At 69.9% G+C, this 19,830-nt stretch carries 23 protein-coding genes; 11 read left to right on the top strand and 12 right to left on the bottom strand.

Translation table 11 applies throughout. The features are described from left to right. Window positions 1–36: 36 nt before the first annotated feature. Window positions 37–1,332, bottom strand: coding sequence for an MFS transporter (locus H9L21_RS03865; RefSeq protein WP_187411772.1), 1,296 nt, complete (start codon window positions 1,330–1,332; stop codon window positions 37–39). A gap of 54 nt (window positions 1,333–1,386) precedes the next feature. Here H9L21_RS03865 and H9L21_RS03860 point away from each other — a divergent pair, with 54 nt between their 5' ends. Then, window positions 1,387–1,974 carry a CGNR zinc finger domain-containing protein gene (locus tag H9L21_RS03860; protein WP_154595609.1) on the top strand — a complete coding sequence of 196 codons (588 nt, stop codon included), beginning with the start codon at window positions 1,387–1,389 and terminating at the stop codon, window positions 1,972–1,974. 117 nt (window positions 1,975–2,091) lie between these two features. Here H9L21_RS03860 and H9L21_RS03855 read toward each other — a convergent pair whose 3' ends face one another. The 7 genes from H9L21_RS03855 to ychF form a co-directional block, all read right to left on the bottom strand. Continuing rightward, the gene (locus H9L21_RS03855; protein WP_187411771.1) at window positions 2,092–2,511 is read right to left on the bottom strand and encodes a type II toxin-antitoxin system VapC family toxin; all 420 of its coding nucleotides are present in this window, start codon (window positions 2,509–2,511) and stop codon (window positions 2,092–2,094) included. Further along, window positions 2,508–2,741, bottom strand: coding sequence for a FitA-like ribbon-helix-helix domain-containing protein (locus H9L21_RS03850; protein WP_154595610.1), 234 nt, complete (start codon window positions 2,739–2,741; stop codon window positions 2,508–2,510). Before H9L21_RS03850 ends, H9L21_RS03855 begins: the two co-directional genes overlap by 4 nt. Before the next feature lie 75 nt (window positions 2,742–2,816). Then, window positions 2,817–3,542 carry a DinB family protein gene (locus H9L21_RS03845; protein ID WP_154595611.1) on the bottom strand — a complete coding sequence of 242 codons (726 nt, stop codon included), beginning with the start codon at window positions 3,540–3,542 and terminating at the stop codon, window positions 2,817–2,819. Between the two features lie 156 nt (window positions 3,543–3,698). Next, the gene (locus H9L21_RS03840) at window positions 3,699–4,145 is read right to left on the bottom strand and encodes a DUF2510 domain-containing protein (RefSeq protein ID WP_154595612.1); all 447 of its coding nucleotides are present in this window, start codon (window positions 4,143–4,145) and stop codon (window positions 3,699–3,701) included. A 622-nt stretch (window positions 4,146–4,767) separates the two neighbouring features. Continuing rightward, window positions 4,768–4,956, bottom strand: a complete 189-nt coding sequence (locus H9L21_RS03835; RefSeq protein ID WP_222865847.1) for an ATP-binding cassette domain-containing protein — start codon at window positions 4,954–4,956, stop codon at window positions 4,768–4,770. A 58-nt stretch (window positions 4,957–5,014) separates the two neighbouring features. After that, on the bottom strand, window positions 5,015–6,634 hold the full coding sequence (locus tag H9L21_RS03830) for an ABC-F family ATP-binding cassette domain-containing protein (RefSeq protein ID WP_154595613.1): 1,620 nt from the start codon (window positions 6,632–6,634) through the stop codon (window positions 5,015–5,017). A gap of 92 nt (window positions 6,635–6,726) precedes the next feature. After that, entirely contained in the window at window positions 6,727–7,815 is a 1,089-nt protein-coding gene (gene ychF, locus H9L21_RS03825) for a redox-regulated ATPase YchF (RefSeq protein WP_187411770.1), read from the bottom strand. 112 nt (window positions 7,816–7,927) lie between these two features. On the opposite strand from ychF, the gene H9L21_RS03820 reads away from it, so the two are divergent. From H9L21_RS03820 to H9L21_RS03810, 3 genes are read left to right on the top strand one after another with little or no spacing between them, the layout of a single operon-like run. After that, complete coding sequence (locus H9L21_RS03820) at window positions 7,928–9,220, top strand: lipase family protein (protein ID WP_154595615.1); 1,293 nt, start codon at window positions 7,928–7,930, stop codon at window positions 9,218–9,220. 37 nt (window positions 9,221–9,257) lie between these two features. After that, window positions 9,258–10,016 (top strand): methyltransferase domain-containing protein, encoded by a 759-nt coding sequence (locus H9L21_RS03815; RefSeq protein WP_154595616.1) that lies wholly within the window; start codon window positions 9,258–9,260, stop codon window positions 10,014–10,016. Further along, complete coding sequence (locus H9L21_RS03810; RefSeq protein WP_187411769.1) at window positions 10,013–10,339, top strand: antibiotic biosynthesis monooxygenase family protein; 327 nt, start codon at window positions 10,013–10,015, stop codon at window positions 10,337–10,339. Before H9L21_RS03815 ends, H9L21_RS03810 begins: the two co-directional genes overlap by 4 nt. Window positions 10,340–10,343: 4 nt before the next feature. Here H9L21_RS03810 and H9L21_RS03805 read toward each other — a convergent pair whose 3' ends face one another. Further along, window positions 10,344–10,793 carry a YdeI/OmpD-associated family protein gene (locus H9L21_RS03805; RefSeq protein WP_154595617.1) on the bottom strand — a complete coding sequence of 150 codons (450 nt, stop codon included), beginning with the start codon at window positions 10,791–10,793 and terminating at the stop codon, window positions 10,344–10,346. A 113-nt stretch (window positions 10,794–10,906) separates the two neighbouring features. Between H9L21_RS03805 and H9L21_RS03800 the strand changes: the two genes are divergently transcribed. Both H9L21_RS03800 and H9L21_RS03795 read left to right on the top strand, forming a co-directional pair. Then, a complete protein-coding gene (locus H9L21_RS03800) occupies window positions 10,907–11,983 on the top strand; it encodes a DNA recombination protein RmuC (protein WP_154595618.1) in 1,077 nt (358 codons plus the stop codon). A gap of 2 nt (window positions 11,984–11,985) precedes the next feature. Further along, window positions 11,986–12,426, top strand: coding sequence for a DUF6542 domain-containing protein (locus tag H9L21_RS03795; RefSeq protein WP_154595619.1), 441 nt, complete (start codon window positions 11,986–11,988; stop codon window positions 12,424–12,426). On the opposite strand, the gene H9L21_RS03790 is transcribed toward H9L21_RS03795, so the two are convergent. Continuing rightward, on the bottom strand, window positions 12,410–12,814 hold the full coding sequence (locus H9L21_RS03790; RefSeq protein WP_154595620.1) for a hypothetical protein: 405 nt from the start codon (window positions 12,812–12,814) through the stop codon (window positions 12,410–12,412). The genes H9L21_RS03795 and H9L21_RS03790 overlap by 17 nt on opposite strands. Window positions 12,815–12,944: 130 nt before the next feature. Here H9L21_RS03790 and ggt point away from each other — a divergent pair, with 130 nt between their 5' ends. After that, window positions 12,945–14,774 (top strand): gamma-glutamyltransferase, encoded by a 1,830-nt coding sequence (ggt, locus tag H9L21_RS03785; RefSeq protein WP_154595621.1) that lies wholly within the window; start codon window positions 12,945–12,947, stop codon window positions 14,772–14,774. Here ggt and H9L21_RS03780 read toward each other — a convergent pair. Next, complete coding sequence (locus H9L21_RS03780) at window positions 14,752–15,741, bottom strand: 4-hydroxy-3-methylbut-2-enyl diphosphate reductase (RefSeq protein WP_154595622.1); 990 nt, start codon at window positions 15,739–15,741, stop codon at window positions 14,752–14,754. The two genes, ggt and H9L21_RS03780, sit on opposite strands and share 23 nt — an antisense overlap. A gap of 68 nt (window positions 15,742–15,809) precedes the next feature. Between H9L21_RS03780 and xseA the strand changes: the two genes are divergently transcribed. Then, window positions 15,810–17,033: an exodeoxyribonuclease VII large subunit gene (xseA, locus tag H9L21_RS03775; RefSeq protein ID WP_154595623.1), complete on the top strand. Its 1,224-nt coding sequence runs from the start codon at window positions 15,810–15,812 to the stop codon at window positions 17,031–17,033. Further along, window positions 17,026–17,256 carry an exodeoxyribonuclease VII small subunit gene (locus H9L21_RS03770; RefSeq protein WP_154595624.1) on the top strand — a complete coding sequence of 77 codons (231 nt, stop codon included), beginning with the start codon at window positions 17,026–17,028 and terminating at the stop codon, window positions 17,254–17,256. The genes xseA and H9L21_RS03770 overlap by 8 nt, the downstream gene beginning before the upstream one ends. On the opposite strand, the gene H9L21_RS03765 is transcribed toward H9L21_RS03770, so the two are convergent. Further along, a complete protein-coding gene (locus H9L21_RS03765; RefSeq protein WP_154595625.1) occupies window positions 17,223–17,756 on the bottom strand; it encodes a DUF4245 family protein in 534 nt (177 codons plus the stop codon). The genes H9L21_RS03770 and H9L21_RS03765 overlap by 34 nt on opposite strands. A 77-nt stretch (window positions 17,757–17,833) precedes the next feature. Here H9L21_RS03765 and glpX point away from each other — a divergent pair, with 77 nt between their 5' ends. Next, window positions 17,834–18,841, top strand: coding sequence for a class II fructose-bisphosphatase (glpX, locus tag H9L21_RS03760; RefSeq protein WP_187411768.1), 1,008 nt, complete (start codon window positions 17,834–17,836; stop codon window positions 18,839–18,841). A 4-nt stretch (window positions 18,842–18,845) separates the two neighbouring features. Then, complete coding sequence (locus H9L21_RS03755) at window positions 18,846–19,769, top strand: alpha/beta fold hydrolase (RefSeq protein ID WP_154595626.1); 924 nt, start codon at window positions 18,846–18,848, stop codon at window positions 19,767–19,769. Window positions 19,770–19,830: the final 61 nt, after the last annotated feature.

Here is a 19,830-nt window from a genome sequence, read left to right as displayed (position 1 = left end):
TCGGGTCGGGATCGTGGCTGGCCGCGCGTTGCTCGCTCAGGAGCCGCTCCGCGACGACGGTGGATGTGCCTCCTCGATCCGGCGCAACCGCGGCACCGGCGAGATCGCGACCCACAGCGTCGCGACCGCCATCCCCGCGGCGCCGATCAGCATGGTGCCCTGGCCCCCGATACGCGCGGCGGCCAGTCCTCCGACGGCTGCGCCTACCGGAATCGCCCCCCAGGAGATCAGTCGGTAGGCAGCATTGACTCGGCCGCGCAACTCCTCGGGAAGGGTGGTCTGGCGAAGGCTGACCGCGTGCACGTTTGCGATGCCTGAGCCGAGACCGACCAGGGTGAACAATGCGCACAGGACGGCCACCGGGCCCACTGCGGCCCGGTCCGCCAGGGCCGCCGCCAGGGGTGCGGTGTTCCCGACCGCCATGGTCAGGAGCAGGACTCGGCCGTAACCGAAGCGCTCGGTCGCACGGGCGCCGAACCATGCGCCGAGGAACGATCCCAACCCGCCGGCGGTGAAGATCAGACCGGTCGCGAAGGCACCGAGGTCGAGGTCGCGAAGTGTCCACAGCAGCAGTCCGATGATGAACAGCTCGTTGAACAGGTTGAAGGTGGCTGCCTCACCGAGCAGGGCCCTGATGTAGCGGTTGGTGAAGGCGTGCCGCAGGCCCTCGAGGATCTCCTGTCGTGCCGGTCGCCGTGGTTCCTCCAGCGACTCCTCTGGCGGCGAGTCGAGTTGGCCAACCTTGATGCGTCGCAGGCTGAGGGCCGAGAGACCGAAGGTGACGGCGGTGAGTGCGATGGCGGCGGGTGCGGTGACGGCCTGCACGAGCAACCCGCCCAGACCTCGGCCGGCGATCTCGCTCGCGGATGACGTCGCAGCGATCTTGCCGTTCGCATCGACCAACTGATGAGCCCCGACCACGCTGGGCAGGAAAGCGAAGTCGGCGACCTGGTACAGCACCGTGAGGGTCCCGATGGCGAAGACGAGCGGGTAGAACAGGGCGACGTTGGACACTCCAGCCCAGACCAGGAGCGGGAGAGCTGCGAAGAGCACGAAACGCCCCGTGTCGGCGCCGACCAGCAACGACAAACGCCGGCCCCGCCACCGGTCGACGAGGACACCGAGGGGAAGCGTCACCAGCAGGAACGGCAAGAACTGCGCCGCGCGCAGCCAGCCGACCTCAGTCGCGCTCGCCGACAACGTGAGGATCACCAGCATGGGCACGGCGATCTCGGCGACCTCAGAACCAAGGGAGGAGGCCGCAGACGCCGTCCACAGCCGCCGGAAGTTCGGAACGGACCAAGCCGTGGACGATGACGTAACTGGTGTCATACAGACAGAGGTTAGCGTAACCATGATTCGATCGGCAATGGTTAAACTGACGCTGTGACGGCATCGGCATCGGGTCCAGCAGCACCCGCCCCCCTCGAGGTGGTGCGTCAGTTCGTCAACACCTGCGACCTGGAGTCGGGGACCGAGCAGCTGTCCACACCGGAAGCGTTGGCTCGTTGGCTACGCGGGGCCTCGCTCAGTCGGACAGCCATCGACGCCGACGAACGCGACCTGAGGCATGCCGTCGATCTGCGCGAGGCGCTCAGAGAGGCCCTGACGGCCAACGACTCGGACGCATCGGTGCCGCCTGAGGCAGTCATGACGATCAACGCCGCCGCTGAGCGGGCCGGTCTCGGTCTCGCGCTCACCCCGGACGCGACGTGGACCGCGCGTCCTCGGGCGAACGGGATCGACGAAGCACTCGGCGCCCTTCTCGCGATTGTCGTTCAAGCCGCTGGCGACGGCACCTGGGGGCGCCTCAAGGTCTGCAAGAACGACGCCTGCCGCTGGGCCTTCTACGACCACTCCCGAGCCCGTACCGGCAAGTGGTGCTCCATGCAGTTGTGCGGCAACCGAGCCAAGCAGCAGGCCTGGCGAGAGCGGCACGACAAGGAGCCTCGAAGCACTCGACCAACGAGGTAGCCGTCACCCCGTCTTCAGGTAGCCCTGCCCGATCACGAAACCATGCTGGGTGGTCGCGATCTCCCACAGTTCGTCCCGCGCCAGCGCGGCATCACCACGGACCCTCGGGCCGAGTCTTCACCCACCCCAAGGGTTGACGACCTCCACGCCGGTGGCGTCGAAGTCCTTCACGTTCCGGGTGGCGCACACCGCCCGATTCGCGCGGCAGATCGCGGCAATCTGGGCATCGGCCATGCTGATCGGCAGCCCGGCGCGCTCGCGCAACACGAACACCTCGGCGTACTCATCAGCAGCATCCGCGTCGAAGGCCAGCAGCGAACGCGTGTCCCGGTACGGCTGGATCGCGGCATGGATCGCCGCCGAGAGATCCGTCTTGCGTCGCCCCTCCGGGAGCCCGCGAACTTCGGCGAGTAGCTCCGCAAGCGTGATCGAGGTGATGGCGACGTCATCGGTGAGCGACTCGAGCCACGCGAGCACGCGCGGCTCAGGTTGTGGACGGAAGATCTCCGAGATGACGTTCGTGTCGAGCACGATCACCCGAAGTCCACCCCGCGAGCCGCGTCGGAGCGCTCAGGAATCGCAAGATCCTCCACGCCCCCGACGGCACGAGCGGCCTCCAGGAGCGCGAGCCCGACATGGGGCCGCGACGCCGCCCGCGTGAGGATGTCACGCACCTCGGCCTCCATCGACCGGCCGTGCTCCTCGGCCTGCGCGGCGAGCCGCTGCTTCACCGAATCATCGAGCCCTCTGACAATGATGGACGCCATGGCGAGCACCTCCTCCGACTGATATCGCACATGATATCACCGTCGGAGAACCTGATGCTCGTGGACATGAGCACCTCAACCCAGCGCAGCCAGGTCGCGCCGGACGTACCGCAGGTGCGCCCACTCCTCTTCGAGGATCACGCGGATGCAGTCCCCCACGGTGGGGTGCCAGCCGCCTCCCCACGGGTCGTTCCGCTCCTCGTCGAGCTGCTCCGACGTCACCGTGGCGAGGAAGTCGGTGACCATCTGCTGACGCTCCGCGCGCACGGCGAGGACCTCGTCGAACGGCACCTCGGCACGGAAGATCGAGACGTCGAATCCCATCTGCTCGGCGCCGGTGAAGGCCAGGCCGTTCTCGTGGAACGGCTCGGAGATCCGCAGGATCGCGCCGCGCAGCCAGGCATCGGTCGCCAGGACCAGGTGGCGCAACGTCTGGGCCAGCGACCACTCGTCCTCGACGTGGGCCTCGATGAGCTCGGGAGGCGTGTCGTCGAGCGTCTGCTGCCAGGCCGCCTGCACCGCGACCCACCCGTCGCGCAGGCCTTCGGGTGTTCGAGCGTTCTGCAGCTCACGCCCGGGGAACCTGCGGTTGAGCTCGGCCTCCACCAGCGGCACGACGTCGACGCCGTTGACGATGAGCCGACCGAAGGACAGGTCGTGACCGTCGATGTCGAGCCCGTCGAGCTGGGCGCCGCGGATCGTCACCTCGCTGACGTCGCAGAAGCGCAGCGTGGCGCCCTTGAAACTCGCCGCGACGAACGTGGCGCCCTCGAACTCATCCGTGTCGACGAATCGCGTCATCCTCCATGATCACCACGGGAACCGCGGACCGCCAAGAGCCGACCGCGCAACGACCCAAGCGATAAGGTCGCACGCCACGGGCGCTGCGGCCGGGGATCGCTGGCGGGCGGCCTCTGAGCTTGGCCTCTGGGGCGCGCCGCCGCGAATCATTCCGCCTTACGGCTCGCCCATGCCATAGGTGTACTCGCCTGAGTCCCAGTTCACCGTGGCGTGGTAATTGAACCCCTCGTACATACCGCCATCGGCCTTCTTCGTTGGCACAAAGCACTTAAACGTGGTCGTTGGCGAGAGCAAGTCGTCGAAGCTCCCGTCCACTGGTTCGCAATTCGTATCAACGTTCTTAAGTGGGGCGTCGGCTAACAACCCGTCCTTGGCGTGTCCCACCGCCATCTTCTTGACGCTTTCCTGAATCTCGGTCACGAGTTTCGCGCGGGCCTCCCGCTCCGTCGCGGCAGCAGCTGCCTCTGCGGCCGATTTCTTCTCATCGGCCTCCCGCTTTTGACGTTTCGTCTCGGCGGCGGCTGCCTGACGCTCGTTCTCGGCGTTGTTGTTATAAGCCGCTACGGCTGCGACGGATCCACCAACGGCGACGAGCAGGCCCACCGCGGCAGCGGCGACTACGATCCGCTGCCTCCTTGACGCCAATCTCCGCCGTGGAGTTTGCGACGGACCTGAAACCGGCTCGGGGATATCAAGCCAAGCCGAGCCATCCCAGTACCTTCGACTGCCATCAGTTCTGGGGTACCAGCCAGGTTCCAGACCATCCGCCATTCTTCCCCCTCAAGATATGGCCGAGCGTATCTAGAGAAAACCACGCCGTGCAGGCAATCAGGAAACTCCTGAGCGGGCACTGGAAGGCAGGTGTGACTGAAATTGTTGCGGACTATTGCGGACTGGAGACCCCCTGACCAGCGCATCGCGCCGAGTCAGACGTTGAAGCGGAACAAAGATCCAGGTTTTCGACACGTGCTTGACGTGATTGGCCACCGGCTAAAAAGGCTGAAATACCAGTCAGGAACGACCATCGAACACCGTTGGGAACAAGGTGTGAAAGTCGACAGGAAACGAACTTCTTGCGGACTGTTTGCGGACCGCAGGCCCGCCACGGCACCACCACCGACGGTGCGGACGACGGCATCGCTGGCGTCCAGCGCGGCACATTCCGGGGTCAGCTGAAAACCGCGCCACCACTGCCCAGTTTCCGCGATCTTCGATGCTCAGGACATCAACCCTCGCGTGCCGGCCTGCGGCTCAGCTCTGCGGCCAGGATGCGCAACAAGGTCGACTTCCCGGCCCCGTTGACACCCACCACGCCGACGACGTCGCCGGGCGCGACCGTCAGGTCGAGGTCGTCGAAGAGCGTCCGGTGCGCGTGGCCACCGGCAAGTCCGGTGGCGACGAGTGTTTCGGTCATACGTGGTCCTCTGGGAGTGAGGGTGCGCGTGGGCAGCGGTTCCGGACAGTCCAGTGTCTCAGCGGTCGCGCTGCACGCGTCCCTCGTCCCACACGGGCTCCGAGCTCTCGCGCACCACGCCGTCGGCCCCGAAGATCAGGAATCGGTCGAAGGTCTTGGCGAACCAACGGTCGTGGGTCACGGCCAGGACGGTGCCCTCGTACGACTCGAGCGCGGCCTGCAGCGCCTCGGCCGACTCCAGGTCGAGGTTGTCGGTGGGCTCGTCGAGCAGCAGCGACGTCGCTCCGCCGAGCTCGAGGCGCAGGATCTGCACCCGCGCCTTCTGCCCGCCCGAGAGCCGTTCGTACGTGGTCTCGGCCTGCTGCTCGAGCTCGTAGCGTCGCAGTGACGACATCGCCGGCCCGCGCTGCAGTGCATGTTCGGCCCACAGGATGTCCAGCAGCGTGCGGCCGTCGAGCTCGGGGTAGGCGTGAGTCTGCGCGAAGTGACCCGGCACGACCCGCGCGCCGAGCTTCCAAGCGCCCGAGTGGTCGACCGGCTGACCCGCCAGCAGGCGCAGGAAGTGTGACTTCCCGGAGCCGTTCGAGCCGAGCACGGCCACCCGCTCGCCCTGGAACACCTCGAGGTCGAACGGCGCCATCAGGCCCGTCAACTCCAGCTGTTCGATGGTGATCGCCCGCACGCCGGTGCGACCGCCCTTCAGGCGCATCGTGATGTCCTGCTCGCGCGGTGGCTCAGGGGGCGGCCCGATCTCCTCGAACTTCCTCAGCCGGGTCTGCGCCGCGGAGTACCGCGACGCCATCGCATGGCTGACGGCGGCAGCCTGCTGCAGGGTCACCACCAACTTCTTCAACCGCGCGTGCTGCTCGTCCCAGCGCTTGCGCAGCTCCTCGAACCGCGCGAATCGCTGTGTGCGGGCCTCGTGGAAGGACGCGAACCCGCCTCCGTGCACCCACACGTCCGCTCCGGCCGGCGACGGCTCGACCGAGAGGATCTTGTCAGCGGCCTCCGACAGCAACTCGCGATCGTGCGAGACCAGCAGCACGGTCTTGCGGGTCTCGCGCAACTGCTGCTCCAGCCAGCGCTTGGAGGGGACGTCGAGGTAGTTGTCGGGCTCGTCGAGCAGCAGCACCTCGGCCGGTCCGCGCAGCAACGCCTCCAGCACGACCCGCTTCTGCTCACCGCCCGACAGCGTCACGGCCTCACGGTCCATGACGGAGTAGTACGAGGCACCCAGCGCAGCGATCGTGCACATGTCCCAGGTGTTCTCGTAGTCGTAACCCTCGGCCTCGGCCCAGTCCGAGAGTGCTTGGGCGTAAGCCATCTGAGTCGCCTCGTCATCGTTCGAGGCCAGCGCGGCCTCGGCGGCGTCGACCGCTCGCGCTGCGTTGCGGATCCGGTCGGGCGCCACACTCACGAGCAGGTCACGCACCGACGACCCGTCGCGAACCGTTCCGACGAACTGCGGCATCACGGCCAGACCACCGGAGACGTTCACGGTGCCCGAGTCGGGCGACAGGGAGCCGTCGATCAGCCTGAGCAGCGTCGACTTGCCGGCCCCGTTCGGGCCGACCAGCGCCACGACGGACCCCTCCCCCACTCGGAACGACACGTCACCGAGCAGCAACCGCCCGTCCGGCAGGACGTATTCCAGGTGTGCGACGTCGACGTGACCCATGACAGAAGCCTGTCAGGACGGGGTCACCGTTCAGCCCAGGGGTCTGCGGGCATCAAGCTCCGTCATCAGCCGAGGGGCGGCTGCCAGAGGTTCTAGACGTTGAAGCGGAACTCCACCACGTCGCCGTCGGCCATGACGTAGTCCTTGCCCTCCATGCGGACCTTGCCGGCGGCCTTGGCCTCGTTCATCGAGCCGGCGGCGACCAGGTCGTCGAACGACACGATCTCGGCCTTGATGAAGCCCTTCTGGAAGTCGGTGTGGATGACGCCGGCGGCCTCGGGGGCGGTGGCGCCCTTCTTGATCGTCCAGGCGCGCGACTCCTTGGGCCCGGCGGTCAGGTAGGTCTGCAGGCCGAGGGTCGAGAAGCCGACGCGGGCCAGCTGGTCCAGACCGGGCTCGTCGATGCCCAGCTCGGCGAGCATCTCGGCGCGCATCTGCTCGGCCTCTTCGTCGTCGCCGAGCTCGACCAGCTCGGCCTCGCTCTTGGCGTCGAGGAAGACGGCCTCGGCCGGGGCGACGAGCTCGCGCATCTTGGCCTTGAGGTCCTCGTCGGACAGCTCCTCAGTGTCGCAGTTGAACACGTAGAGGAACCGCTTGGCGGTCAGCAGGTGCAGGTCACGCAGCGCCTCGAGGTCGAGTCCGGCGTTGAGCACGCCGGTGCCGTTCTCGAGCGCCTCCTTGGCCTTCTTGGCCTCCTCGAACTGCGGCACGAGGGACTTGTCCTTGCGCGACTCCTTGTCCAGTCGCGGCAGCGCCTTCTCGACGGTCTGCAGGTCGGCCAGGATCAGCTCGATCGAGATCGTCTCGATGTCGCTCTTCGGGTTGACCTCGCCGTCGACGTGCGTGACGTCCTCGTCGCGGAACACGCGGGTGACCTGGCAGATCGCGTCGGAGTCGCGGATGTGGGACAGGAACTTGTTGCCCATCCCCTCGCCCTCGGACGCGCCGCGCACGATGCCGGCGATGTCCACGAACTCGACGGTGGCGGGCAGGATCCGCTCGGAGCCGAAGATCTCGGCCAGCTTCTCCAGTCGCGGATCGGGCACACCGACCACGCCGACGTTCGGCTCGATCGTCGCGAACGGGTAGTTCGCGGCGAGCACGTCGTTCTTGGTCAGGGCGTTGAACAGGGTCGACTTGCCGGCATTGGGAAGTCCGACGATTCCGATGGTGAGGGCCACGAGGAACCAGCCTACTGCCGAGAACCGAAGGGACCGCTGGGGCCATATCTGACAGGTGTAACTCCGTGATACATTTCGCGTGATCCACCTCACACTCATCCTGGGAGTCGCCATGTTGCGTACCGTCAAGACCTTCGCCGTGGCGGCTGCCGCGGCACTCGCCCTGGGCCTGGCCAACGCCCCCTCGGCGACCGCTGCGCCGTCCGAGGGCTTCTACGATCCGCCGGCCGATCTGCCCGCGGGCAACGGCACCCTCGTGCGCAGCGAGCCGATGAAGCTCGCGCTCACCCTCAAGGGCCTCTACATGCCGGGCACCGCGACCCGCCTGCTCTACACCTCCACCGACGAAGCCGGCGCTCCCGCCGCCGTCACCGGCGCCTACATCGAGCCGACGAAGAAGTGGACCGGCAAGGGCCCCCGCCCGCTCGTCGCCGTCGCCGCCGGCACCCAGGGCCAGGGCGACGCGTGCGCCCCGTCGAAGTCCCTCGAGACGTTCCTCAACGTCCAGGGCAACGAGCTGGGCATCGGCTACGAGATCCCGAGCATCCACGACTTCCTGAACCGCGGCATGGCCGTCGTCCTGACCGACTACATCGGCCTGGGCACCACCGATCGCGTCCACACCTACACGAACCGCCTCGACATGGGCCACGCCCTGCTCGATGCCGCCCGCGCCGCCCTGAAGCTGCCCAACACGTCGGTCACCGCCGCGTCGCCGGTCGGCCTGTACGGCTACTCCCAGGGCGGCGGCGCCGCCGGATCGGCCGCCGAGCTGGCTCCGACCTACGCCCCCGAGCTGAACCTCAAGGGCGCCTTCGCGGGCGCTCCCCCGGCGAACCTCGTCGAGGTGCTCAAGTCGGCCGACGGCACCGACCTGACGGGTGTCATCGCCTACGCGATCAACGGCATCACGCCGTACCACCCCGAGCTGCAGGGCGCCCTCGACGAGCTGGCCACCCCCGCCGGCAAGGAGGCGCTCGAGAAGGTCAAGACGCAGTGCATCGGCAGCACGCTGCTGTCGTACGGCTTCCAGAAGACCTCGAAGTGGACCACCAACGGCAAGTCGCTCTACGACACGGTCAAGAACGATCCGGCCCTGCGCGCTCCCGTCGACGCCCAGCGCATCGGCACGCTCAAGCCGTCGATCCCCGTCCAGGTGCTCACCGGCACGAAGGACGACATCGTCGACCACGCCCAGGCCAAGCAACTGGCCAAGGACTGGTGCGCCCAGGGCGTCAACGTCACCTACGTCCCGGTCATCCAGCCGATCGGCACCGGCGGCACGGCACTCAACCACCTCACCCCGATGATCACCCGCCTGGTGCCGAGCCACGACTGGCTCGCCGATCGGCTCGCGGGCAAGTCGGTGCGCTCGAACTGCAGCTCGCTGTGGCTGCTGCCCTGACGGGGGCACGATGATCGAGCCGGGCGATGATCGAGTCGTGCACAGCGACCCGATCGTCGCCCGGCTCCGTGCTGCCGGATGCGTGTTCGCGGAGGCCGAGGCGGCCTTCGTCCGCCGCCACCTGCACCACCCGGGCGACATCGAGCGCGCCGTCGAGGCCCGCGCCGGAGGCATGCCGCTCGAGCACGCCGTGGGCGTGGCCGAGTTCGCCGGGCTGGCCGTCGCCGTCGCGGACGGGGTCTTCGTGCCACGTCGTCGCGCCGAGGTGCTCGCCTCGGCCGCCGTCGCCCACCGGCCCGACGCGCGCGTGGTCGTCGACCTCGGATGCGGGTGCGGCGCCCTCGCCGCGGCCCTCGCGTCCCACCTGCCCGGCGCCGAGATCCACGCCGTCGACATCGACCCCGCCTCGGTCGTGGTCGCCCGGGCCAATGGCCGGCGCTTCGGGTTCAGGGCCCACCACGGGTCCTGGTGGACCGCACTGCCCACCACGCTGCGGGGTCGCGTGGACCTGGCGGTCGGCTACCTGCCCCACGTCCCCACCGACCGGGTCGAGCGCATCCATCCCGACTTCCGCGCCCACGAGCCCCGGCACACCGTCGACGGCGGACCCGGCGGACTCGATCAGGTCCGTGCCGTCGCCGCGCCGATGACCGAGTGGCTCAGCTCCGAGGGCGTCTTCGTGACCCTGCTGTCGACCGAGCAGGTGGCCTCGGTGCCCGGGCGGGTCCTGCAGGCCGACGACGAGGACGCGGTGATCGTGCTCGATGGTGCCGCAGTGGGACACTGGGGACTGTGACTGTCATCAAGATCAACGCCATCACCGTGCCCAAGGACGCCGGCGACGAGCTGGCCCACCGCTTCGCCAAGCGCGCCGGAGCCGTCGACGGCCAGGACGGCTTCGAGGGCTTCGAGCTGCTCAAGCCCACCGACGACCGCGAGCAGTGGCTCGTCGTCACCCGCTGGCGCGACGAGGAGTCGTTCCAGGCCTGGCTCAACTCCCCCGCCTTCGGCCACGGCCACCGCTCCGAGTCCGAACGCTCCGGCGGCGAGGCGCCGAAGCCGGTCTCGAGCCATAGCGAACTGTGGAACTACGAGGTCGCGGACCTCTCGCAGGGCTGAGCGCTCACGACCCGCGCAGGGCGTCGAGGACCTTCTGGACCCGGCGCTCGCGCGTGTCGTCCTTCTTCGCCTCGGTCACGGCACGCGCATGCTCCCTGCGACGCGAGGGGGCCAGTGCGTCGAAGACGTCGCGCAGCCCCGCGGCCGCGAGCCCCTGAGCCAGGGCATCGGGGACCTCCGCCTCGCGCGGCGCCTCGTCGAGCTCGATCCGCACGTCCACCTCCTCGCCGATCTGCACGCCCAGGGCCTCACGCTTGGCCTTGCTGAGGCCGATGAGGTTCTCGTCCCCCATCCGGGCCAGCCGGGCCGGCTGGGACGCGTCGCCGATCGTGACCCGCACCGGGAACGCCCGGCCGGCGCCGAGGGCCTCCACCTGCTCGTCCGTGAGGATCACCGCGGCCGCGGGGCCGCGGGACTCCAAGGTCGTGCTGAGCCGGAGTGTCATCTTCGCCATGGTGCCTCCTGGACGTGCCGGTCCCTCGATGGTTCCGCTCGGCGCCGCTGCCTGTCCACCGTGCGGTGCCGTCAACTGCCAGAACTGTCGGTGCGCGCCGACACCATGGCCGCATGGCCACCTTCCCCAGCCTGACCGTGCTGTTCGCCCTGTTGCTCGTCGCCGCCCTGGCCGGAGTCCTCGGCTACGTCCTGGGTGCCCGCGACCGTCCCGCCTCCGCCCAGGACGTGGACGTCGCCAGCGCCGCCACCGCGCGGGCGGTCGAGCCCGTGCGCGAGAGCCTCGACCGCTTCGACTCGCGCCTGCGCGACCTCGAGGCCAGCCGGATCGAGTGGCACGCGCAGCTGCGCGAGCAGGTCGAGTCCGTCCGCGTCACCGGCGAGGCGCTGCGCCGCGAGACCGCGTCCCTGGCCACGGCGCTGCGCCGACCCGAGGTCCGCGGCCGCTGGGGCGAGCTGCACCTGCGGCGCACCGCCGAGCTCGCCGGCATGGTCGAGCACTGCGACTTCGACCTCCAGGTCGCCACCGACGGCGGCCGCCTGCGCCCCGACATGGTCGTGCGCCTCGTGGGCGACCGTCACATCGTCGTCGACTCGAAGGTGCCGCTGGACGCGTTCCTCGACGCCACCGCCACGGACGAGCCCGAGGCGCGCGAGGCCCACCTCGACCGTCACGCCCGTCAGCTGCGCAGCCACGTCGACCAGCTGGCCGCGAAGTCCTACTGGCGCCAGTTCGAGTCGGCCCCGCAGTTCGTCGTCCTGTTCGTCCCCGGCGAGTCGTTCCTCTCGGCCGCGCTCGAGGCCGACGCCGGCCTGCTGGAGCACGCCGCCGAGCGCCAGGTCGTCCTCGCATCGCCCACCACCCTCGTCGCGCTGCTGCGTACCGTCGCCCTGGCGTGGACCCAGGAGTCCGTCGCCGAGAACGCCCGCGAGATCCACCGCGCGGCACGCGAGCTCTACGAGCGCCTCGGCACCGTGGCCGGTCACGTCGACAAGCTCGGGTCCTCCCTCGAGCGGGCCGTTCGCTCCTACAACGACACCGTCGCGTCGGTCGAGTCGCGACTCTTGGTCAGCGCACGGCGCCTGCACGATCTGAAGGTCGACGACGAGCCGCCGTTCCACCCGCGTGTGATCGAGGCGACACCCCGCGTCATGACGGCGCCAGAGCTGCTCGATGAACTAACGTCATGACCATGAGTTCGCCGGCAGCCGGCGCCGTCATCGCCCTGGCCAGGACCCCGGCCGCGGCCGCCAGGTACGACCTGACGCCGCGAGCCGCAGTGGTGTGCTCCGTTCTGGGCCTCGCCACCGTCACCGCGTTGGACCTCCTCGACGGCCGACTCGGCCTGGCGTTCTCCGTCGCCTTCGTCCTCGTCGTGATCAGCGCGGCCACCGCGGTGCAGGAGCGCGGGATGTTCACCGCCGGCATCATGCCGCCGGTCCTGCTGGTGGGCGCGCTGCTCGTCGTGGCGACGCTGGCACCCGATGCCATCGTCATCAGCGGAATGCCCGAGGGAACGGGCGTCTTCGGCCGCACCCTCTCGGCCACGATCGCCCACGGCGTCCCGCTGTTGGTCGGTCATGCCATCGCGATCGCCGTGATCGTGGGCCGGATCCTCACCGTCCGCCGCTGACCTCCCCGCCCTCGGTCGGCACGAACCGGCGACCTGCCCAGTTCGCGAGCAGTGACGCCCCCACGAACATCGCGATCACGATCGCGCCCGTGGGCAGCAGGTTCCCCGGACTGCCGTCCTTGCCCAGGAGCACGAGCACGGCGACGACGACCGCGACCGACGCCGCCCCCGGCACCCAGCGGTCAGTCCGCCCGTACCGGGCGTGCACCACGGCGCTGAAGATGATCGGCACCCCGGCACCGAGACCCGGGACGAGCAGCAGGAAGAACAGCAGGCCGGCCTCGAAGTCGTCCCCGGGCTCGATCAGCACCGGGTAGAGGAGAACGATCGCCACCGCCAGTACTGCGGACGTCACCGTGGTGAACAGCAGGGTCTTGTGGGCGTTCATGACGTCCTCCATCGTCGGCCGATCTGCACGCTAGCGAAGATCCGCCCTCGCGCCACCGGACCGCCGCCTGGTTGCCGACCCGCGCAGGGCGCCCTACCGTGACAGGACGTCGATCTCCGGGGGGAAATCCATGCTGATCCGCCGCTCCGTCGCCGCCCTGTCGGCCCTGACCCTGGCCGCCGGTGCGGTGGCCCTGCAGTCGCCCGCCGAGGCGCGAAGCGCGAAACCGCGCCCTGCCGCCCAGGCCACGCCGACCTCGTACGGCTACGGAGGCGCGGTCAGCTCCGTCGACGCGGACGCCAGCCGTGCCGGGCTCGCGGTCCTCAAGGCCGGCGGCAACGCGGCCGACGCTGCCGTGGCCACCGCCGCGGCCCTCGGCGTCACCGAGCCCTACAGCGCCGGAGTCGGCGGCGGCGGGTACTTCGTCTTCCGCGACGGCCGCACCGGCAAGGTCACCACGATCGACGGCCGCGAGACCGCCCCCGCGGGGATCAAGCCCGACTCGTTCATCGACCCGGCCACGGGCCAGCCGTACCGATTCACGCCCGAACTGGTCACCTCCGGCGTCTCGGTCGGCGTCCCCGGCACCGTCGCCACCTGGAACGAGGCCTCCCGCCGCTTCGGCAAGCGCTCCCTGGCCCGCAACCTGGTGCCCGCGATCTCGCTCGCCGCTCAGGGCTTCACCGTGGACCAGACCTTCCGCAACCAGACCCTCGACAACGCCAAGCGCTTCGCGGCGTTCCCCGAGAGCTCCCGGCTCTTCCTGCCGAACGGTGACGCCCCGCAGGTGGGATCGCGCTTCCGTAATCCCGACCTCGCGCGCACCTACGCCCTGATCGCCGTCAGGGGTCCGAAGGCGTTCTACACCGGTCGCCTGGCCGACGAGATCGCGCAGACCGTCCAGAACCCCCCGAAGGATCCGGCCACCACCCTGCCCGTGCCGCCCGGCACGATGACCACGCGGGACCTCAAGAACTACTCGGTGCGACTGCAGAAGCCCACCCACGTCCGCTACCGCGGACTGGACGTCTACGGCATGGCGCCCGGCTCGTCCGGCGGCACCACCGTGGGCGAGGCGCTCAACATCCTCGAGAACCACCGCCTCGGCGGCGGAGCCCGTCTCGGCCAGAGCCTGCACCTGTACCTCGAGGCGTCCGCCCGCGCGTTCGCCGACCGCAACGCCTACGTCGGCGATCCGGCATTCGTCGATGTCCCGACCCAGACCCTGCTGAGCCAGCGGTTCGCGAACTCGCGTGACTGCACGATCGACCCGGCGCAGGCGTCCATCCGCCCCGTCGCGCCCGGCGCGCTCGACGGCGCCGGCTGTGCGACCGCGGCGAAGGCGGAGAAGCCGGACACCGAGAACGTGTCCACCACGCACCTGTCGGTCGTCGACCGCTGGGGCAACGCCGTGGCCTACACGCTCACGATCGAGCAGACCGGCGGCTCGGGCATCACGGTGCCGGGACGCGGCTTCCTGCTCAACAACGAGCTGACCGACTTCACCGCCGTGTACGACCCGGCCGACCCGAACCGCATCGAGCCGGGCAAGCGCCCGCGCTCGTCGATGTCGCCGACGATCGTCACCGATAAGGGCAAGGTCCGCCTCGTCCTGGGCTCGCCCGGCGGCGCCACCATCATCACGACGGTGCTGCAGATCCTCATCAACCGGATCGATCTCGGGATGACGCTGCCCCAGGCGGTGGCCGCACCGCGCGCCTCACAGCGCAACGCCGCGAACACGCCCGCGGAGCCGGCCTTCATCGAGCGCTACCAGTCCATCCTGGCGCCGTTCGGCCAGACGCTCGTGCCCTCGGGCGACACGTTCACGTCGGCCGCCGAGATCGGCGCGGCGGCCACCATCGAGGTGGACCGGCGCGGACTCATGACGGCCGCGGCCGAGCCGCAGCGTCGTGGCGGCGGCACCGGCCTGGTGGTCAAGCCTGTGAAGCGGCCTTGATGTCGCGGCGCAGCTCGGGCGGCAGGGCGAAGATGAGCGACTCGTCCGCCGTGCGGATCGCCTTGGCGTTGCCGATGCCGCGCTCGCCGAGGTAGACCAGCACCTCCTGGACGAGGTCGTCGGGGACCGAGGCACCGGAGGTCACGCCCACGGTGCTGACGCCCTCGAGCCACGCGTCGTCGATCTCGCTGATGTCGTCGATCCGGTACGACGCCTTGGCGCCGGCCTCGAGGGCGACCTCGACCAGCCGAACCGAGTTCGACGAGTTCGCCGAGCCGACCACGATCACCAGATCGGCGTCCTTCGCGATCTCCTTGACGGCGACCTGACGGTTCTGGGTGGCGTAGCAGATGTCGTCGCTGGGCGGATCCTCCAACTGCGGGAACTTCTCGCGCAGACGGCGGACCGTCTCCATCGTCTCGTCGACGCTGAGGGTGGTCTGGCTCAGCCAGCTGAGCCGGGTGCCCTCGGGGAACTCCAGCGCCGCGACGTCGTCGGGGTGCTCGACCAAGGTGATGTGCTCGGGAGCCTCACCCGCGGTGCCCTCGACCTCCTCGTGACCGGCATGGCCGATCAACAGGATGCGGTAGTCCTCCTGGGCGAAGCGGCGCGCCTCGTGGTGCACCTTGGTGACCAGCGGGCAGGTGGCGTCGATCGTCTTGAGGCTGCGCTCGGCGGCCTGCGCGTGCACGGCCGGGGACACGCCGTGGGCGCTGAAGACGACGGTCGCGCCCGGCGGGACCTCGTCGAGCTCCTCGACGAAGATCGCGCCTCGGGCGGCCAGATCGTTCACGACGTGCTTGTTGTGGACGATCTGCTTGCGCACGTAGACGGGAGCCCCGTACAGGTCGAGCGCCTTCTCCACGGTGATGACCGCGCGGTCGACTCCCGCGCAGTATCCGCGCGGGTCGGCCAGGAGGACCTGGCCCGAGGTTGCGGGCATGCCGAGTTCGACCTGTGTGGACATGGCCCCCAGCGTACCGACCGGGCCGAGCCCCGGGCACACCGTCACACCGGACTCATAGGGTGGGCCCCATGGCCCTCGAGACGAGCGCGGACTCCCCCGCGCCGCTGCGCAGCATCTCGCTCGCTCTGCAGGGGTGGATCGGCAAGCTCGGCGCGGTCTGGGTCGAGGCCGAGGTCGTCCAGCCGAAGCTCAGCGGCAACACCTACTACCTCACGCTGCGCGACCTGGCCGCCACCATGAGCATCAGCGCCATCGCCTTCCGCGCCGTGGTCGAGTCCAGTGCCAGCCCCATCACCGACGGCACGCGCGTCATCGTCCACGCCAAGCCCGAGTTCTACTCCCCCAACGGCCGGCTCTCGCTGAAACTGCTCGAGATCCGTCCCACCGGCGAGGGCGAGCTGCTGGCCCAGCTCGAGCGCCGCCGCCAGCTGCTGGCCGCCGAAGGACTGTTCGAGGCGCGCTGGAAGCGGCCGCTGCCGGTCCTGCCGACCGCGATCGGCCTGGTCACCGGCAAGGGCTCGGCGGCCGAGCGCGACGTGATCCAGAACGTCCGCGACCGCTGGCCCGGAGCCACCCTCGAGGTGCGCCACGCCCTGATGCAGGGATCGCAGTCCGCCACCGCGGTCATCGCGGCCCTGCGCGAGCTGGACGCCGCGGCTCACGTGGACGTGATCGTCATCGCGCGCGGCGGCGGTGCCCTCGAAGACCTGCTGCCGTTCTCCGACGAGGCCCTCGTGCGGGCCGTCTACGCCGCCACCACGCCGGTCGTCAGTGCGATCGGCCACGAGCCGGACGTGCCCCTGCTCGACCTCGTCGCGGACCTGCGCGCCTCCACCCCCACCGACGCGGCCAAGCGCGTGGTGCCGCACGTCGGCGACGAGCTGGCCGGACTCGCCGCCGCCCGCGAACGGGCCCGCCAGGCCGTCGCGGCCCAGGTCCACCGAGAGCTGGCCGGTCTGGCCGCCCTGCGCAGCCGCCCGGTCCTGCGCTCACCGTCGGCGTTCGTCGACTCCCAGCAGGACCTCGTCCTGGCCCAGCGCGAGCGTGCCCGCCGAGCCATGGGCAGCCGCCTCGACCGCGCGCACGACGAGATCGGCCATCACCTGGCCCGCGTCCGCGCCCTGTCACCGCTGGCCACCATGCGCCGGGGATACGCCGTGGCACTCGACCCCGCCGGGCATGCCGTGACCTCCATCGAGCCGCTCGCCGCCGGCGACGAGCTCGTCCTCCACCTGACCGACGGACGGGCCACCGTCCGCGTCACCGAACTGCAGGAGCACCCACATGAGTGAGCCGACCCAGCCGGACCCCTCCGAGCTGACCTACGAGCAGGCCCGCGACGAGCTGGTCACGATCGTGCAGCGACTCGAGACCGGCGGCACCACGCTCGAGGAGTCACTGGCCCTGTGGGAGCGCGGCGAGGCCCTTGCCGAGGCGTGCCAGCGCTGGCTCGACGGCGCGCGCGCCCGGCTGGACGGGGCTCAGGACGAGAAGGGCTCCAACGACGCCACGTAGTCCTCGATCACGGACTGACCGGCGTTGCCGGTGACCACGACGGCGTCACCGCCGACGAGCCGGGACAGTGTCACCGCGCCCTTCGGCCCGGTGCCCACCTGCCAGGACTGTCCGTCGATCCGCACGTCGCCGGCCGGCTTCGCACCGGGGGCGCGGTCCTCGACCAGCGCGCTCAGCGCCTTGGCATCCCCGCGGCGCTGGCTCAGGCCGACGTACTTGTCCTTCTCGGTGATCACGTTCAGCTGCCACCGGTCGTCGATCAGCTCGGCGCGCGTCACCCGCCACCGGTCGGGCACCTCGGCGGGCACCAGCGGGACGAAGCCCGCCCGGCTCTCGACGCCGGAGGCGGCGGTGCGCCAATCGACCTCGGAGGTGGGGTTGTCGGGGGTCACCGTCAGCAACCGGCCGAAGAGGAACAGCCCGACGACGACCGCACCCAGCACGAGCACCGAGCGCAGCACGTCGCCCATCGCGGGAACGCCCCGGGAGTAGCCGCTCATCGTGCTCCTGTTCGTGAGGTGTGAGACCGTCTGGTCGCATCAGCCAGCGTAACCGGCGCTACCAGTAGGATGACCGCGTGGACCACCTGAAGCCCGCCGAGGCCGCCCCCGACCGCAACCTCGCCCTGGACCTCGTCCGCGTGACCGAAGCCGGCGCCATGGCCGCCGGCCGCTGGGTCGGACGAGGCGACAAGAACGGTGCGGACGGCGTCGCCGTCAACGCCATGCGCTCGATGATCAACACCGTCGCGATGAACGGTGTCGTCGTGATCGGCGAGGGCGAGAAGGACGACGCCCCGATGCTCTACAACGGCGAGAACGTCGGCGACGGCACCGGACCGGAGTGCGACGTGGCCGTCGACCCGATCGACGGGACGACGCTGACGGCCAAGAGCCTGCCCAACGCGATCTCGGTCATGGCGGTCTCGCCGCGCGGCTCGATGTACGACCCGTCCGCGGTCTACTACATGGAGAAGCTCATCACCGGCCCCGAGGCCGCCGACAAGGTCGACATCCGGCTGCCTGCCGCCGAGAACATCTCGATCGTCGCCAAGGCCAAGGGCCTGGACGTCGAGGACGTCACCGTGTGCGTGCTCGACCGACCGCGCCACGACGCGCTGGTCCAGGAGATCCGCCAGACCGGCGCCCGCATCAAGTTCATCCAGGACGGCGACGTGGCCGGCGGCATCACCGCGGCCCGCCCCGGCTCCGGCGTCGACCTGCTGCTGGGCATCGGCGGCACGCCCGAGGGCATCATCACCGCCGTCGCCATGAAATGCCTCGGCGGCGTCATCCAGGCCCGCCTCACGCCCGTCGACGACGACGAGCGTCAGCGCGCCATCGACGCCGGCCACGACCTCGACCGGATCCTGCACACCGAGGACCTCGTCACCGGCGACGACTGCTTCTTCGTGGCCACCGGCATCACGACGGGCAACCTCATGCGCGGCGTCCGCTACGGCGCCGGCAGCGCCACGACGGAGTCGATCGTCATGCGCTCGCGCTCGGGCACGATCCGCACGATCCGCAGCGAGCACCAGCTGCACAAGCTCGCGGCGTTCTCCACCATCGACTACGAGCACTGATCCGATGGACGCCGGGCAGGCACGCGAGGAGGACATCGCCGTCTCCGGCGAGCTCTTCGCGCACCTGCCCAGCGGCCTGGACCTGTGCCACCAGACCTTCGGTGACCCGCAGGATCAGCCCGTCCTGCTGATCATGGGACTCGGCGGCCCGATGACGTGGTGGCCCGAGGAGTTCTGCCGGCTGCTGGCCGGACGCGGGTTCCACGTCATCCGTTACGACAACCGCGACACCGGGCGCTCGACGAAGCTGCGGCACCACCAGGTGTCGCGCACCGACGTCGTCAAGGCGTTCCTCGGCCGCGGCACGGCGCCGTACGGGATCGACGACCTGGCCGACGACGCCGTCGGCCTCCTGGACCACCTGGGCATCGACGCCGCCCACGTCGTCGGCGTGTCGATGGGCGGGATGATCGCCCAGACGATGGCCGTCGAGCATCCGTCCCGGGTGCGCTCCCTGACCTCCATCATGTCCACCACGGGCCGGCGCACGGCGGGCTGGATCCATCCGCTCGTGATCCGCACGATGCTGGCCCCGGCTGGTCGTACCCGCCCCGAGTTCGCCGAGACCTCGGTCCGCAACGGCAAGGTCATGGCGTCGCCGGCCTTCCCCACTCCCGACGACGTCGCCCACGCCCGCGCCCTCGAGACCTACGACCGCGGTTGGATCGCCAGCGGCGTCTCGCGCCACATGCTGGCGGTCCTGACCCAGAGCGATCGCACCGAGCGGCTCCGCGCCGTCTCGGTGCCCACCCAGGTGATCCACGGCTCCCAGGACCTGCTGGTGCACCGCTCCGGCGGTCGCGCCACCGCCGCGGCGATCCCCGGTGCCGCGCTGCTCGAGATCGCCGGCATGGGCCACGATCTCCCCGCGCAGCTGTACGGCACGTTCGTCGACGCGATCGTCGCGAACGCCGAGCGCGCCCGCTGACCCCTCACACACGCGCGCGCCTCGACCCGAAACGGACGATCCGCGCCGCGCCCACTAGGGT

It is taken from the genome of Aeromicrobium senzhongii (assembly GCF_014334735.1).
In the GTDB taxonomy this organism is placed as follows: domain Bacteria; phylum Actinomycetota; class Actinomycetes; order Propionibacteriales; family Nocardioidaceae; genus Aeromicrobium; species Aeromicrobium senzhongii.
This window is presented reverse-complemented; position numbering and strand designations above follow the sequence as displayed.